Source organism: Paenibacillus sp. RUD330 (assembly GCF_002243345.2).
Lineage (GTDB): Bacteria > Bacillota > Bacilli > Paenibacillales > Paenibacillaceae > Paenibacillus_O.
Genome location: NZ_CP022655.2, coordinates 2,334,542 through 2,348,953 on the forward strand (window position 1 = coordinate 2,334,542; position 14,412 = coordinate 2,348,953).

The window sequence follows — 14,412 nt, forward strand, 5'->3', positions numbered from 1 at the left end:
TATGCTTGGCTACCCCTATGGCTGGCTTGCGGCGCTAGTTCTGCTTGCAATCGCCGTCACCTCCGCTTGGCTGGCTCCGCTGCGGATCCGGGCGGAGTTCGAGCGGACAGGCAAGGATGACAATATCGTCGTTGAATTCAGGACCTTGTTCGGGCTTCTCCATTACAAGTGGTCCGTTCCGTTCATCCGGCTGAGCGGCGGCGGTGTCGATGTCCGCAACCAGACCAATCTGGACGAGGGCGTCCTGGACACGGAGACACGCAGAGACGGCAAGGTCACGATGGAAAGCGTGAACAAGTGGATTGAGAGGGCTAAACGGATTCTGAGACAGACAGAGAATCTCACCGGCCTTGCTCGCCAAACGCTTTCGAGGGTGGAGGTGCGGAAATGGGAATGGAATTCCTCCATCGGAACCGGGGACGCGGTATGGACCGCAATGGCCACGGGAATGATATGGTCCATCAAGTCGACCCTTCTTGGCGCGCTCTCGCAGCTGACCCGGCTCCAAACCAAGCCCGCCGTCACGGTTCAGCCCGAATACCGAGGAGCAGGGTTCACAACGAGTTTCTTGTGCATAGCCCAAATCCGCTTTGGTTATGCTATCCTTGCCGGACTGCAGCTGCTTGTCCGGAAGAAGAAAACGGGAGGAGGCGTCAGATTATGGCAGAACATCCTATTCAAGGCCTAATGCAGACCGCCATGGAGAACATCAAGGAAATGGTGGACGTCAACACGATCGTCGGCGATCCCGTGCAGACGCCGGACGGCAGCGTCATCATGCCGATCAGCAAAGTCGGCTTCGGATTTGTCGCGGGAGGAAGCGATATCCGTTATGACGGAGCAGACCATAACACGCATTCCCACACGGAGGGAAGCTCGGCGAACATATCGCTGCCATTCGGCGGCGGCAGCGGCGGCGGGGTATCCATTACGCCGATCGCGTTTCTGGTCGTCGGCAGCCATGGCGTACGCGTCGTGCCGCTAGACAACCAGACGCATCTCGTCGAGAGAGTCATCGATTCGGTGCCGCAGGCGTTCGAGAAGATTACCGGCATGTTCCGCAGCAACAACGGGACAGAGCGTGTGGAAAGCACTCTTATCGACACCGATCATCTCATTTGATTTCCGGGCCAATAGGCCTTGCCGCTGCCCGCGAGACGGGCAGTTTTTTTTCTTGGAAGAGAGCTTGTTCATAATTGCGGGACAAGACACATAATCTATCAACAGGGAGTCGGCCCTTGGCTGATCCTCTCAAGGAGGATGTACGAATTGAAGGCAAAATCGGCATTCAAAACGTGGGGAGCGGCGCTGCTGTCCTGCGCTCTTGTCCTGACGGTCCGGACGGGAGCAGCGGCGGCCGAGCCCGCTCCATTGTCCACCAGCGCCAAGGCAAGCGCATTGATCGATGTGCAGTCCGGAAGGATTCTGTACAGCGAGTCGGGCGACGACCCGATGCTCATCGCCAGCCTGACCAAGATCATGACCGCGATCACCGCCATTGAAGACGGGAACATCAAGGATACGGTGACGGTTGGCCCGCGGGCCGTGGGCAAGGAAGGCTCTTCGATCTATTTGCGCCTGGGCGAGAAAATGAGCCTGCACAATATGCTGTACGGCCTGATGCTGCGTTCCGGCAACGATGCCGCGACGGCGATCGCGGAGCATGTCGGAGGCTCGGAGGAAGGCTTCGTCCGCATGATGAACGAGAAGGCGGAGTGGATCGGACTGGAGCATTCGCATTTCGAAAACCCGCATGGGCTGGACCAGAAGGGCCATCTCTCCACAGCGAACGACCTTGCGAGGCTTGCCGCCTATGCTCTGCACAATCCGGTATTCGCGGACATCGTCAAGACCAAGGTCCGCAAAGCGCCTAATCCCAACGATCCGTGGGACTACAGCTGGGCGAACAAGAACAAGATGCTGGCCTTCTATGAAGGAGCGGACGGAGTCAAGACAGGTTATACGAAAACGGCTCTGCGCTGCCTGGTGAGCTCTGCGACCCGGAACGGCCAGCAGCTTGCGGCCGTCACCTTGAACGACCGGGACGATTGGAAGGATCATCAGAATATGCTTGATTGGGGATTCCAGCATTACCCTTTGCGTCAGATCGCCAAGAAAGGCGAGGCTGTCCAAGGCTATCCTCTGGCGTCCGGGAGAAGCTTCAGCTACCCGCTTGCCGAGGGCGAGGAAGCCGGACTGAGCGCGAAGCTTATTTTGCTGGACTCCGCGAAGCAGCCGACGCGTTATGCTCTCGGAGAACGCGGCAAGCTGGAATGGTCGCTGGCAGGCAAGCCGATCGGCGGGTCTCCCGTCTATGATGCCGGCAGCCCGAGGCTCGGAATGCCAGACAAGCCTGCCGGTTCGTTCCGCCCGGGCGGCATGTTCCCGACCCGTTCCGAGAGATTCGCGGCTGCGCTCAAGAAGACGGAAGAGGTATTGTTCGGCAAGTAGAGCGGAAGGAGCTGAGGCCGGTTGGTCAACTGGATCTGGCTGTTTTTCATCGTGGTCAGCATCGCGGCGGCGGCATTCACAGGCAGGATGGACCAAGTCACGCAGGCGGCATTCGACGGAGCCAAAAACGGAGTGACGATCTGCTTCGGTCTGATCAGCATTCTCGTATTCTGGATGGGACTCATGAGAATCGCCGAGGACGCCGGGCTGCTGAAGCGGCTGGCCAAGCTGCTGAGCCCTCTCGTGCGCCTGCTGTTCCCGGATGTGCCGAGCGGACATCCGGCGCTAGGGTATATCATGAGCAACATGAGCGCCAACATCCTCGGACTGGGCAATGCCGCCACGCCGATGGGAATCAAGGCGATGCAGGAGCTGCAAAAGCTCAATCCGAGGCCGGACACGGCCAGCCCGGCGATGTGCACCCTGCTTGCCCTCAATACATCCAGCATCACGCTCGTCCCTACGACCCTGATCGCAATCCGGATGAACTACGGCTCTGCGAATCCGGCGGAGATCGTCGGCACGACGCTGGCCGCTACCGCTGTCGCGACTGCGGCCGCCATCGCCCTGGACCGCTGGTACAGGCGCAAGCAGCCGCCGGCGGAGCTCATGCCCCCTGCCTATCCCACTGACAGCGGGCTTCGTTCCAGCGGCAGGAGCCGCTCCTCCGGAACGGCGCCGCCCGGCGCTGCCCGGCCTCCGGCGTAAACAACGGGAAGGGGAGAGAAGTCCATGCTGCAGATGATCAATATCCTATCCGCCTGGATGATCCCCGCGATCATCGCCTTCATCCCCCTCTACGGCGCCTACCGAAAAGTTCCCGTCTACGAGACGTTCACCGAGGGCGCCAAGGAAGGCTTCGGGACGGCGATCGGCATCATCCCTCATCTTGTCGGCATGCTGGTCGCGATCAGCATGTTCCGCGCTTCGGGAGCGATGGATGTCCTCGTAGGGTTCATCCAGCCTCTGCTCGGGAAGGCGGGCATTCCGGGCGAGGTGCTTCCGCTCGCCTTCCTGCGTCCGCTCACCGGCGCCGGCTCGCTCGCCTTCACGGCCGACCTGATCCAGACCTACGGGCCGGACAGCATGATCGGGAGAATCGCCTCCACGATTCAAGGGAGCACGGATACGACGCTGTACGTCTTGACGGTTTATTTTGGAGCGGTCGGAATCCGCAAAACCCGTTATGCCCTGAAAGTCGGCTTGGTCTCCGATCTGGTCGGTTTTCTCGCGGCGGTGTTCATCTGCCTGTACATATTCAACTGAGCCGCGCCGCTCGCCAGGCCGTCCATCGATCAAGTCCGCCTCTCCGGAGGGGCGGGCTTTTTTGCGCATCGGGCAGCATCGCTCCGCCCAGCTTGTGCTTTTGTCCTGCAATCGGTATGATGAGGGGTGAGGTGAAGGAAGTGGAACGTTTACAGAAAATCCTGGCCGCTGCCGGCGTGGCATCGCGCCGCAAATGCGAGGAGCTCATTACGAGCGGGGCGGTCGAGGTCAACGGGGTCGTCGTCAAGGAGCTCGGCACGAAAGCCGATCCGGCCAACGACGTCATTGCCGTCAAGGGCAAGCCGATCGCATCCGAAAAGAAGATCTATTTGATGCTCAACAAACCGAAAGGCGTCATCACGAGCGCTTCGGACCCGAAAGGACGCAAGATCGTCAGCGACTTCCTGCCCGGCATCAAGGAGAGGGTATACCCCGTAGGCCGGCTGGACTATGATACGGAAGGCCTGCTGCTGCTTACGAACGACGGCGAGTTCGCCAACCTCCTGACGCATCCGAGCCACCACGTGCCGAAAACGTATCTGGCGACCGTGAAGGGCGTGCCGCACGGAACCGCGCTGGAGAAGCTGCAGAACGGCATCAAGCTGGAGGATGGAATGACCGCCCCTGCGGAGGTCGAATATCACGACGTCGACATGGACAGCAAGCAGTCCACCGTCCAGATTACGATCTACGAGGGACGCAACCGGCAGGTGCGCCGCATGTTCGAGGCGGTGGGACACCCCGTAACGCGCCTGAAGCGGGTCAAGTTCGGCCATCTTGGGCTGGAGAACATGCAAAGAGGCAAATTCCGTCATCTGACGGTCTCCGAGATCAAGGAGCTTATCGACGCGGCGAACAGCAAGTCACATAAAGTTCATAAAAAGTGAGAGGCAGCCTGCTGCTGGAAACTTTTCCGCGCTATAATGAATGATAAGAAACGCTTTCATTAGGATGGTGAACATCATGAGGGGCTCTGCCCGCAGACCCGTTCAAATCATAATCCTTCTCGGCGTCTTGCTCCTGGGCGGTTACGCCATCGGCAAGACGCTGTTTGCGTCGAAGGAAGGATTGCCGTCGCCGGGCGACACGCCGCCGGCCTTCACGCTGTCCACTCTCGACGGCAAGACGGTCTCCCTGGAAGAGTACAAGGGCAAGCCCGTCGTGCTCAATTTCTGGGGCAGCTTCTGTCCTCCATGCGTCAAGGAAATGCCGGAGTTCGAGCGTCAGTACGAGAAGTGGAAGGGAGAAGGCCTGGAAATTCTGGCCGTCAACCTGAGCGAGGACAATCTGACCGTGCAGAATTTCGTCGCGGGCATGGGGCTTACCTATCCGATCCTGCGCGATGTGGACAAGGACACGGAGCGGCGGTACAAGCTCAGGCAGTATCCGACCACGTTCTTCATCCGTCCGGACGGCAAGATCGGGGAAGTGTACGCCGGAGGAATGAAGGAAGCGGACATCGACGAGCGCGTGCAGCGGCTGCTCCAGGACTGAGGTCCATCCGCCGCAGCGCCGCAGCACACAGCTTCATGACAGGGGGATACATCGGTGTTCCAAAACACCAAATGCGAATGCGGCCACCAAAACCCGACCGGCACCGTGTTGTGCGAGGCTTGCGGCAAGCCGCTCGACGAGAAGGAAGCCGGCGGCACCGATTTGCTGGAGATGCGCTACGACGGAGCGGCACGCCGTTCCCAGAAAGCCGATCCATCGATCATCGACCAGGTCTGGAATTTCTTCTCTTCCGTCAAGATCGCCGTTTACCTGATCATCATCACGCTGATCGGGGCATCGCTGGGCACGATCTATCCGCAGGAGGATATTTTCCTCTCCAACATGGACATGCCTTCCTATTACAAGGATACATACGGAACGCTCGGCAGCATCTATTACAATCTGGGATTGTCGCATACATACGAATCCTGGTGGTTCATCCTGCTGCTCGTCATGATCGGCACCTCGCTGGTCATCTGCAGCCTCGACCGCGTCCTTCCCTTATACCGGGCGCTCAACAAGCAGCAGATCCGCAAGCACGAGTCGTTCCTGCTGCGGCAGAAGGCCGTCTATACCGGAGAAGCCGACCAAGGCCAGGACTTCATCGACTTGTTCGCCAAGCAGGCCAAGAAGCGCCATTACAAGGTGACGCGGACCGAAGACGCCCTGCTGGCGGAGAAGAGCCGCTTCAGCCGCTGGGGACCGTACATCAATCACATCGGCCTCATCGTTTTTCTGCTGGCGGTGCTGGCGAGAGCGATTCCGAGCTGGCAGCTGGACGAGTACGTGACCGTCCCGGAAGGGGATACGGTGAGGATCGAGAATACGGACTTTTTCGTCAAAAACGAAAAGTTCACGGTCCAGTACTACAAGGACGAGGAGCTGCCGGCCGAGCTGCGGGGAACGAACCGCGCCAAGCTGTACCGGACCGATGCGGTCCTATACCGCTGCCTGGCGGACTGCGGGCCGTCGTCGCCGGAACCGAAGCTGGAGCAGGTCGCTTCCCATAACATCGAGGTGAACAGCCCTCTGGAATACAAAGGGCTCAAGCTGTACCAGTTCGACTATGACAACACTCCTGTCCTGCGCGAGGTCAGCCCCATGCTGATCGACAAGCAGACCGGCAAGCAGTACGGACCGTTCAAGCTGGCGATGAAAAATCCGCAGACCAACTACGAGCTCGGGCCCTACAAGCTGGAGCTGAGGCAGAACTTCATGGAGTTCGCCATCGGCGAGGACGGCAAGCCGATCACCAAGTCTAGGGATCCGAAGGCTCCGGCGTTCATCTTTCTCATCAAAGGACCCGGCTTGTCGGAGGAAGGGGAGCCGTATATCTACTTCCCGATGCAGAAGGACAAAGCCGCGTTCAGCCAGGACAAGCTCAACCAAGGCATCGCCGACCGGTTCGAGATCAAGGTTGGCAGCATGACGGACGTCAAGTTCGTGGAGTTCACCACGTTCCTCAACGTCCGGGTCGACAAGGCGATGCCTTACATCTGGACCGGCCTGGCCATCTCGATGATCGGCCTGATCATGGGCGCCTACTGGCAGCATCGCCGCATTTGGCTCCGTCTGGACGGCAACGCCGTCACGATCGGCGCGCATACGAACAAAAACTGGTACGGCATGAGGGCCGACCTGGCCGCTGCGCTCAAGGCAGCAGGAATCCAGGTTGATCCCAAGAGCCTCGACAACGGAGGGAACCGGACGTGAATTGGCTTGATTTCAGCAGCTCTGCTTTCGTCGCTGCTTTCTTTCTTTACTGCTTCGGATTTTTATTTTTCGTAACGGCTATCGTCGGCCGCAGATGGAGCCACGGCAACCCGGAACGGCATGAGAAGCGATGGGGGAAAATCGCTTTTCTCGTGTCCGTGCTCGGACTGGCCGCCCATATCCTGTTCTTCATCACCCGCTGGGTCGGAGGAGGCCATATTCCGATCAGCAACATGTATGAGTTCATGACCTTCCTGGGCATGGCTATCATGGTGGCCTTTACCATTATTTATCTCATCTACCGCAAGCCGATTCTCGGCATGTTCGCCCTGCCGCTAGTCGTGATCATCGTCGCGTACGCGTCCGTATTTCCGCAGGAGGTGCAGCCGCTGATCCCAGCGCTCAACTCCTACTGGCTCAAGATCCACGTGACGACGGCTGCGCTCGGCGAGGCCTTCCTGGCGGTCGGCTTCGCCGCGGGGCTGCTCCATCTGCTCCGCACGATCGATTTCAACGGCAAGTCCGAAGACTCCCGCAAGGAGCGCCTCTGGATCGAAGTGACGATGTTCATGATCGTCGTCGCCGTCGGATTCATCGTCACCGTATTCGCCTTCCGTGCGGCGGGGTATGAAGCCCAGTTCACCCAAGAGAACGTGCAGGTCAGCCAGGCCGGCGAGGAGAGCTCCAAGGTGGAGACCGTGAAATACTCCATGCCTCCGATCGTCAAGCCGTTCAACAGCACGCTCGTCCATATGGACAGCTTCCTCGGCATCAAGCAGCCTGTGATGGAAGCTCCATCGTGGATGAACGGCATCAATGCGGGCCGCAAGCTGAACACCGTCATCTGGTCCTTCCTTTCAGGCTTGATCCTGTACGGCATCCTGCGTCTTGTACTGAGGCGGACGCTGTCGGCAGCCATCCATCCGTATACGACGGATATCGATCCCGACGATCTGGACGAGATCAGCTACCGGGCGATCGCGATCGGCTTCCCGATCTTCACGCTCGGAGCGCTCATCTTCGCGATGATCTGGGCGAGCATCGCCTGGTCGCGCTTCTGGGGCTGGGATCCGAAGGAAGTATGGGCGCTCATCACCTGGCTCTACTACAGCGCCTACCTCCATCTGCGGCTGTCGCGCGGCTGGCACGGCAAGCGCTCGTCGTGGCTGACCGTCATCGGCTTCCTCATCATCATGTTTACGCTCGTAGGCGTCAACCTGGTCATCGCCGGGCTCCACTCCTACGCAGGCGCCTAATTCGTTATGGGATCAAAAGGAGCTGATACGGAGTGAACGAATATTTGCATCGCATCCTCGTCGTCGACGACGAGGAACGGATTCGCCGCCTGCTCAAGATGTATCTGGAGAAAGAAGGGTATCAAATCGAGGAGGCCGAGGACGGGGAGACGGCTCTGCGCATGGCTTCCAGCCAGGATTTCGATCTCATCCTGCTGGATGTGATGCTTCCCGGCATCGACGGCATCGAGGTGTGCAGCCGGCTGCGCCAGATCAAGGCGACGCCGGTCATCATGCTGACGGCCAAAGGCGAGGAGATGAACCGCGTACAAGGCTTCGAAGTCGGGGCGGACGACTATGTCGTCAAGCCGTTCAGCCCGCGCGAGATCATCTACCGCGTCAAGGCGATCCTGCGCCGCTCCTCGGCGACAGCGTTCCTGTCGCGGGAGACAGCCGCCAGCAGCAACATCGTGTTCCCGCATCTCGTCATCGAGCATGACGCGCACCGGGTAACCGCCGGCGGGCAGGAGATCAGCCTGACGCCGAAAGAGTACGAGCTGCTCCATTACTTGGCCGTAAGCCCGGATAAAGTGTTTTCCCGGGAAGAGCTGCTGAAGGATGTATGGAACTATGAGTTCTTCGGCGATCTGCGGACGGTCGACACCCATGTCAAGCGGCTCCGCGAGAAGCTCAACAAGGTGTCACCCGAAGCGGCCTCGATGATTACGACCGTCTGGGGAGTCGGCTACAAGCTCGAGGTTCCGAAGTAAGGATGAGATGGCTGTGGAGAAGCGTCGTCGGCAAGCTGTGGATCACGATCATGCTGCTCGTGGCGGTCGTTCTGATCATCCTGGGCATGTTCCTGCTCCAATACATCGACATCGCCTTCGAGGATTCATTCCGGGTCAAGGTGCTGTTCGTCTACATCGGGATCATCGGATTCCTGCTGTCTACATTTTTCGCTTTTTTCTTATCCAGCAAAATCACTCAGCCGCTCCTTCAGCTCAAGGACGCGGCTGACCTGATTTCACAGGGCGAGTATCGGACCCGGGTGCCGATCCGCTCATCCGATGAAATCGGCGAGCTGGCAGGAACCTTCAACCGGATGGCATCCGAGCTGCATGAGCTCATAACGGATCTCAACCATGAGAAGGAGCATCTATCGAGCGTCCTGCGCAGCATGGCGGATGCGGTCATCACGCTGGATGCGGGGGGCAACGTCGTTCTGGCGAATCCTCCCGGAGAGCTGCTGCTGGAGCGCTGGAGAAGGGTGGACTGGAACCAGGACGAGGATCCGGAAGGGCTTCCCCTGGAGTCGGCGCCCCGGCCGCTGCGGGACCTGTTCCGCACGGTGTCGATCGAAGGCAGGGATCTCAGCCAGAAGCTGCAGGTCCAGAGCGGGGTCTGGTCGGTCGTCATGGCCCCTCTCAAGTCGGAGGACACCGTGCGCGGAGTCGTGGCCGTCATGCGGGATGTGACGGAAGAGCATCGCCTGGAGAAGCTGAGGCGGGATTTCGTCGCCAATGTGTCCCACGAAATCCGGACGCCGCTGTCGATGCTGCAAGGATACAGCGAAGCGCTGCTCGACGATATCGCCGGCTCGCCGGAGGAGCGGCGCGAGCTCGTTCAAGTCATACACGACGAGTCTCTGCGAATGGGCAGGCTCGTCAAGGATCTGCTCGATCTGGCGCGGATGGAAGCCGGCCATGTGGAGCTCAACTTCAATTCCGTGGATCTGGACGGGCTGGTGAGCCGCGTCGTGCACAAGTTCCAGGTGTACAGCATGGACCGGGACATCAAGATTGAGTACCGTTCTCCGGAAGAGGCTGTCATCCTGGCGGAGGCCGACGAGGACAGGCTGGAGCAGGTGCTCACCAATCTGCTCGACAACGCCGTGCGGCACAGCTCCGACGGGTCAGCCATCCGGCTTACGCTCGGACGAACGAATGATGCCGGCGGCACAGCTGCCGTGCTCAAGGTAGCCGACGAAGGCCAGGGAATTCCGGCGGATGACCTCCCTTACATTTTCGAGCGCTTCTATAAGGCCGACAAAGCCCGCAAGCGCGGCGCGGGAGGCGGCACGGGGCTTGGGCTCGCGATCGTGCGCAACATCGTGGACGCCCATGGCGGCACGATCCGCGCAGAGAGCACCGAAGGCGTCGGAACATCCTTTACGCTGCTGCTGCCTGTCGAAGGCCATCGCGTTATGTCTTAACACCCTCCGATGGAGGGTGTTTTTTTGTTGAATCCGGGGCTCTAATCTTGTTGCTTGTGAAACATTTAAGGCGAATAGGAGGAGGAGCCTGCCGGAATGCCGAAAGGTTCGAAACAGGATGGTAGACGAAGGGAGAGGAAGGCTGGAATGAAAACCGTATATTTGATCCGCCATGCCCACTCCGTTTATACACCCGACGAGCGCGGCCGGCCGTTGTCGGATGCGGGGAAAATGGATGCCGGGCGAGTGGCGGATTTGCTGGAGCATGAAGAGATCGCGGAAATCTGGTCCAGTCCTTATAGGAGGTCTGTCCAGACCGTGGAGAAGCTGGCCAGCCGGCTGGCGCAGCCTATCCGGCTGCAGGAGGGCTTCAAGGAGCGGCTGCTCTCTGAAGCGCCTGTCCGCGATTTCGAAGCTTCCGTGAAGCGGTTGTGGGAAGAGCCCGAGCATGCCTTGCCTGGAGGGGAATCCAACCGCATGGCGACGCTCCGCGGGATGGAGGCGCTGAGGGGAGTGCTGGAAAGCTCCCGTTCAAGCCGCATAGCCGTCGGAACGCATGGCAATATCATGGCGATGATGATGAACGCCTTGGACGGCAGCTTCGGCTACGAGTTCTGGAGAGGGCTGGAGATGCCGGATATCTATAAGCTTTCCTTCGGAACAGAGGGAAGATATAAGGGAGCCGAGCGCATATGGAGCCGATAAGCCGCGGGGAGGACAAGCTTTCATCTCTCGTGGTTCAGAGAAGAGGATACGGAGCCGATGGAAAAACCCCGCGGGCAGCCGCCCGCGGGGTTGCTATGAACCTGGAGGAATCAATACAGCGTGATTTCCTTGGCTGATTTGAGCTCGTCGAGCTGTGTCATCTGTCCGAGCACGTTTTTCGGCACGCCTTTGTCTACCGTCAGGACCATGATGGCGGCGCCGCCTTCGGCTTGGCGTCCGACCTGCATCGTCGCGATGTTGACTTCGTTCGTGCCGAGCAGCGTTCCGATGCGGCCGATGATTCCAGGACGGTCATGATGGGAGATCAGCACCAGATGGCCGGACGGAGCGACGTCAACCGGGAAGTTGTCGATCTGCACGATGCGCGGGCCGTATCCGGTCAGCAGCGTGCCGGCGACATGGCGGCTTTCGCCGGAGGTGCGCAGCGATACGGTGACGAGATTGGTGAAGTCCTTTGCCGCATGGGACTGGTTGATGACGACATTGACTCCGCGTTCCTTGGCCAGATGCAGGGAGTTGATGATGTTGACCTGATCGCTTCCCAGATGGTGTCCAAGCACGCCTTTGATGACATAGCGGGTGAGAGGCTGGGTGTCTACTTCGGCAAGATCGCCGGAATAGCCGACCGTGATTTCGGCGACCGGTCCTTCCGTGATCTGGGCGGCCAGCGAGCCAAGCTTCTCTCCGAGCTCGAAATACGGCTGCAGCTTGGTCATGACCGCTGCGGCGACCGGAGGCATATTGACCGCATTCACGAACGGCTCGCTGCGAAGGATATGAAGCACCTGCTCCGACACGTCGATGGCGACGTTCTCTTGAGCTTCGACGGTCGAGGCGCCAAGATGCGGAGTGACGATGATTTTGGGATTGTTCAGGAAAGGATGATCCGCTGCAGGAGGCTCCGATTCAAAGACGTCGAAAGCAGCGCCGGCCACGATGCCTTCGTTGACGGCATCGACGAGGGCATATTCGTCCACGATGCCGCCGCGGGCGCAGTTGACGATCCGCATGCCCGGCTTCATGACCTTGAACTGCTCCGCTCCGATCATGTGGCGCGTTTCCGGCGTAAGCGGGGTGTGGACGGTCATGAAGTCCGCGCCGCGCACGATATCGTCCACGCTGGCCAGCGTGACGCCGAGCTTGTCGGCCTTCTCTTCGGTGAGGAACGGATCGTATCCGAGAATGTCCATGCCGAACGCCTTGGCGCGCTTGGCCACCTCGCTGCCGATCCGGCCCATGCCGACGACGCCGAGCTTCTTGCCGCGCAGCTCTACCCCCAGGAAGGATTTGCGGTCCCATTCCCCGTTGACGGTCTTGGCGTAAGCCTGCGGGATGTGGCGGGCTACGGCCATCATCATGGCGAAGGTATGCTCGCAGGTCGTAATCGTATTGCCGTCCGGCGCGTTGATGACGATGATGCCTTTGCCGGTAGCGGCCGGAAGATCGATGTTGTCCACGCCGACTCCCGCCCGGCCGACGACCTTGAGGGAAGCGCCGGCTTCGAGCACTCGGGCCGTCACGCGCGTTTGGCTGCGGACCAGCAAGGCGTCATATTCGCCGATGATGGCTACGAGCTCGTCCTCGCTGAGGCCGGGCTTCTTGTCCACCGATACGTCGGGAGCGTCCATCAGCTGCTGGATGCCCAAATCGCTGATAGGATCGGATACTAACACTTTGAACATGGGATTGCCTCCTAGCAATGGGGTGTAGGCATACGGTGCTCTGCAGCGCCGCCTTCATGGAAGCGGCAGCCGTATGCGCAGGAACATCATGCAGACTATCGTGGTTCAATATAGAAAAAAGCCCGTTCCGACGATGGGAATGCCCAGCCGGGACGGGAATTTCTGGAGAACTGCCCGGGCTTGATGTAGCGGGCCGGGGATGGAATCGCCTTGGTCCTGTCGTTTGAAACCATATGCTGGTGCTGGCTGACCTCTACTATTCTAAAGCGGTGAAGTCCTAATTGCAATGACAAAACTTGATGGAGGCGCTTTTTTTCGCTATCATTCTTCCTACCAACACTAGGGGGAGGAAGAACATCCCATGTCAGCATTGCAACAGCCTTCCAATAGGGAAATCCAGCCCGCGGACCTGCTGGAGAGGGTCCGTTCCGGAGCCGTCCGGATGGATCAGATCATCGACGTGAGAGAAGAGGGCGAGTGGGAATACTACCGTCTGGAAGGCTCCCGCCATATTCCGATGAATTCCATACCGGAGCATCTGCCGGAGCTCGACGCCGGACAGGAATGGTTCCTCATGTGCGGTCATGGAGTGAGGAGCCTGTATGTCCTGGACTATATGCGCAAGCAGGGATATCACCATCTGCTGAACGTGACGGGGGGCATCAGCGCCGCCGCGTCCGAGCTCGGCTTCAGCTACGATTAAGGCTAATTGTCCGGCGGCAGGAAGAACGGCAGCTGAGGCAGCGTCTCCTTGCCGTACAGACGGGACTTCATGGTCCAAAAGTCGCCGCCTCTGACGGCTCCCGTGCCGGTAACGACATCGGCAAGCTCATTGATGGATGAAGCATGCAGGCGCTGCGATTCTCCGGATTGGAGGAGAGCGTCGACGGATCCCGCAAGATCCTGGGGATAATAGTCCGTCCATCTCCCGCGCTTCTCGAGCAGATCGGCCATCAGCTTGATCTTGACGAGGAGCGGGTAGGAGCTCCAGGCGCTGCTCTGGACCGTGCCGGTCAGGACGGCTTCGGATGGAATGCCGCCGTCGACGCCGGATGCCCACTTCAGCATGGAGGAATAATAATCCTTCTGGGCGGCCAAGCCTTTTCGGGCGGCATCCTTATAGGACTGCTGCTTGCGGAGGGAGGAGAGGAAGCTGTCCGCCGGCTGCCCTGACGCCACCTTGGCCGCCGCGGCCGAAGCCTGCGAGATGGAGTCGAGGCTCGCCAGATAACCGATTCTTGCGCTGGCCAGAAGGCCTGTGTCCGGGACGGAGCGCACCGACTCGATCTCCTTGCGCTTCTCGTCCGCGAGATCTCCGAGGTCCTTGAGAAGAGAAGAGGAAGCCGGTATGTTCCGCGACTCCACCTTCTTCTCCATGGCGAGCCATTCGTTCTGAAATTCACGGTAAGGGGAAAATACGGTATGATAGAACGATACCAGATCTTGCTGGGAGTACGAGGTTTTGGCGGAAGCGGCGGAGGCCAGCAGCTTCTTGGCCTCGTATCTTGATTCCGTGCGGCTTGATCCCACTTCGACGCCGGCGAAGAAGGCGCCTACCGCCGCGACGAGCATGAAGATGAAACCGAGGCTGAATAGCATTTGATAGCGGCTGAGATGTTTGTCCATTGTT

The 14,412-nt window shown here is 59.5% G+C and carries 15 protein-coding genes; 13 read left to right on the forward strand and 2 right to left on the reverse strand.

Annotated elements, in window-relative coordinates; translation table 11 throughout:
• The first annotated feature begins 1 nt into the window (after position 1).
• From CIC07_RS10565 to CIC07_RS10620, 12 genes are all read left to right on the forward strand, one after another.
• The gene (locus CIC07_RS10565; protein ID WP_076356471.1) at positions 2-688 is read left to right on the forward strand and encodes a DUF2953 domain-containing protein; all 687 of its coding nucleotides are present in this window, start codon (positions 2-4) and stop codon (positions 686-688) included.
• Complete coding sequence (gene ytfJ, locus CIC07_RS10570; protein WP_076356469.1) at positions 661-1,122, forward strand: GerW family sporulation protein; 462 nt, start codon at positions 661-663, stop codon at positions 1,120-1,122. Before CIC07_RS10565 ends, ytfJ begins: the two co-directional genes overlap by 28 nt.
• A 138-nt stretch (positions 1,123-1,260) precedes the next feature.
• Positions 1,261-2,451 carry a D-alanyl-D-alanine carboxypeptidase family protein gene (locus tag CIC07_RS10575; RefSeq protein ID WP_076356467.1) on the forward strand — a complete coding sequence of 397 codons (1,191 nt, stop codon included), beginning with the start codon at positions 1,261-1,263 and terminating at the stop codon, positions 2,449-2,451.
• A gap of 21 nt (positions 2,452-2,472) precedes the next feature.
• Complete coding sequence (locus CIC07_RS10580) at positions 2,473-3,159, forward strand: nucleoside recognition domain-containing protein (RefSeq protein ID WP_076356465.1); 687 nt, start codon at positions 2,473-2,475, stop codon at positions 3,157-3,159.
• 24 nt (positions 3,160-3,183) lie between these two features.
• A complete protein-coding gene (locus tag CIC07_RS10585) occupies positions 3,184-3,717 on the forward strand; it encodes a spore maturation protein (protein ID WP_076356463.1) in 534 nt (177 codons plus the stop codon).
• A 140-nt stretch (positions 3,718-3,857) separates the two neighbouring features.
• Positions 3,858-4,604, forward strand: a complete 747-nt coding sequence (locus CIC07_RS10590) for a pseudouridine synthase (RefSeq protein WP_076357090.1) — start codon at positions 3,858-3,860, stop codon at positions 4,602-4,604.
• Positions 4,605-4,680: 76 nt separating this feature from the next.
• On the forward strand, positions 4,681-5,211 hold the full coding sequence (locus CIC07_RS10595; protein ID WP_076356461.1) for a redoxin domain-containing protein: 531 nt from the start codon (positions 4,681-4,683) through the stop codon (positions 5,209-5,211).
• A 54-nt stretch (positions 5,212-5,265) separates the two neighbouring features.
• Positions 5,266-6,924: a cytochrome c biogenesis protein ResB gene (gene resB, locus CIC07_RS10600; protein ID WP_076356459.1), complete on the forward strand. Its 1,659-nt coding sequence runs from the start codon at positions 5,266-5,268 to the stop codon at positions 6,922-6,924.
• Positions 6,921-8,180, forward strand: a complete 1,260-nt coding sequence (ccsB, locus tag CIC07_RS10605) for a c-type cytochrome biogenesis protein CcsB (RefSeq protein WP_076356457.1) — start codon at positions 6,921-6,923, stop codon at positions 8,178-8,180. Before resB ends, ccsB begins: the two co-directional genes overlap by 4 nt.
• Before the next feature lie 32 nt (positions 8,181-8,212).
• Positions 8,213-8,929, forward strand: coding sequence for a response regulator transcription factor (locus tag CIC07_RS10610; RefSeq protein WP_076356455.1), 717 nt, complete (start codon positions 8,213-8,215; stop codon positions 8,927-8,929).
• A 2-nt stretch (positions 8,930-8,931) separates the two neighbouring features.
• Positions 8,932-10,374: a sensor histidine kinase gene (locus CIC07_RS10615; protein WP_076356453.1), complete on the forward strand. Its 1,443-nt coding sequence runs from the start codon at positions 8,932-8,934 to the stop codon at positions 10,372-10,374.
• A gap of 147 nt (positions 10,375-10,521) precedes the next feature.
• On the forward strand, positions 10,522-11,079 hold the full coding sequence (locus tag CIC07_RS10620) for a histidine phosphatase family protein (protein WP_076356451.1): 558 nt from the start codon (positions 10,522-10,524) through the stop codon (positions 11,077-11,079).
• Positions 11,080-11,189: 110 nt separating this feature from the next.
• Here the strand turns inward: CIC07_RS10620 and serA are convergent, their stop codons facing one another.
• Positions 11,190-12,782, reverse strand: coding sequence for a phosphoglycerate dehydrogenase (gene serA / locus CIC07_RS10625; RefSeq protein WP_076356449.1), 1,593 nt, complete (start codon positions 12,780-12,782; stop codon positions 11,190-11,192).
• Between the two features lie 361 nt (positions 12,783-13,143).
• Here serA and CIC07_RS10630 point away from each other — a divergent pair, with 361 nt between their 5' ends.
• Positions 13,144-13,485, forward strand: coding sequence for a rhodanese-like domain-containing protein (locus CIC07_RS10630; RefSeq protein ID WP_076356447.1), 342 nt, complete (start codon positions 13,144-13,146; stop codon positions 13,483-13,485).
• A gap of 2 nt (positions 13,486-13,487) precedes the next feature.
• Here CIC07_RS10630 and CIC07_RS10635 read toward each other — a convergent pair whose 3' ends face one another.
• Complete coding sequence (locus CIC07_RS10635) at positions 13,488-14,408, reverse strand: hypothetical protein (RefSeq protein WP_076356445.1); 921 nt, start codon at positions 14,406-14,408, stop codon at positions 13,488-13,490.
• Positions 14,409-14,412 lie beyond the last annotated feature (4 nt).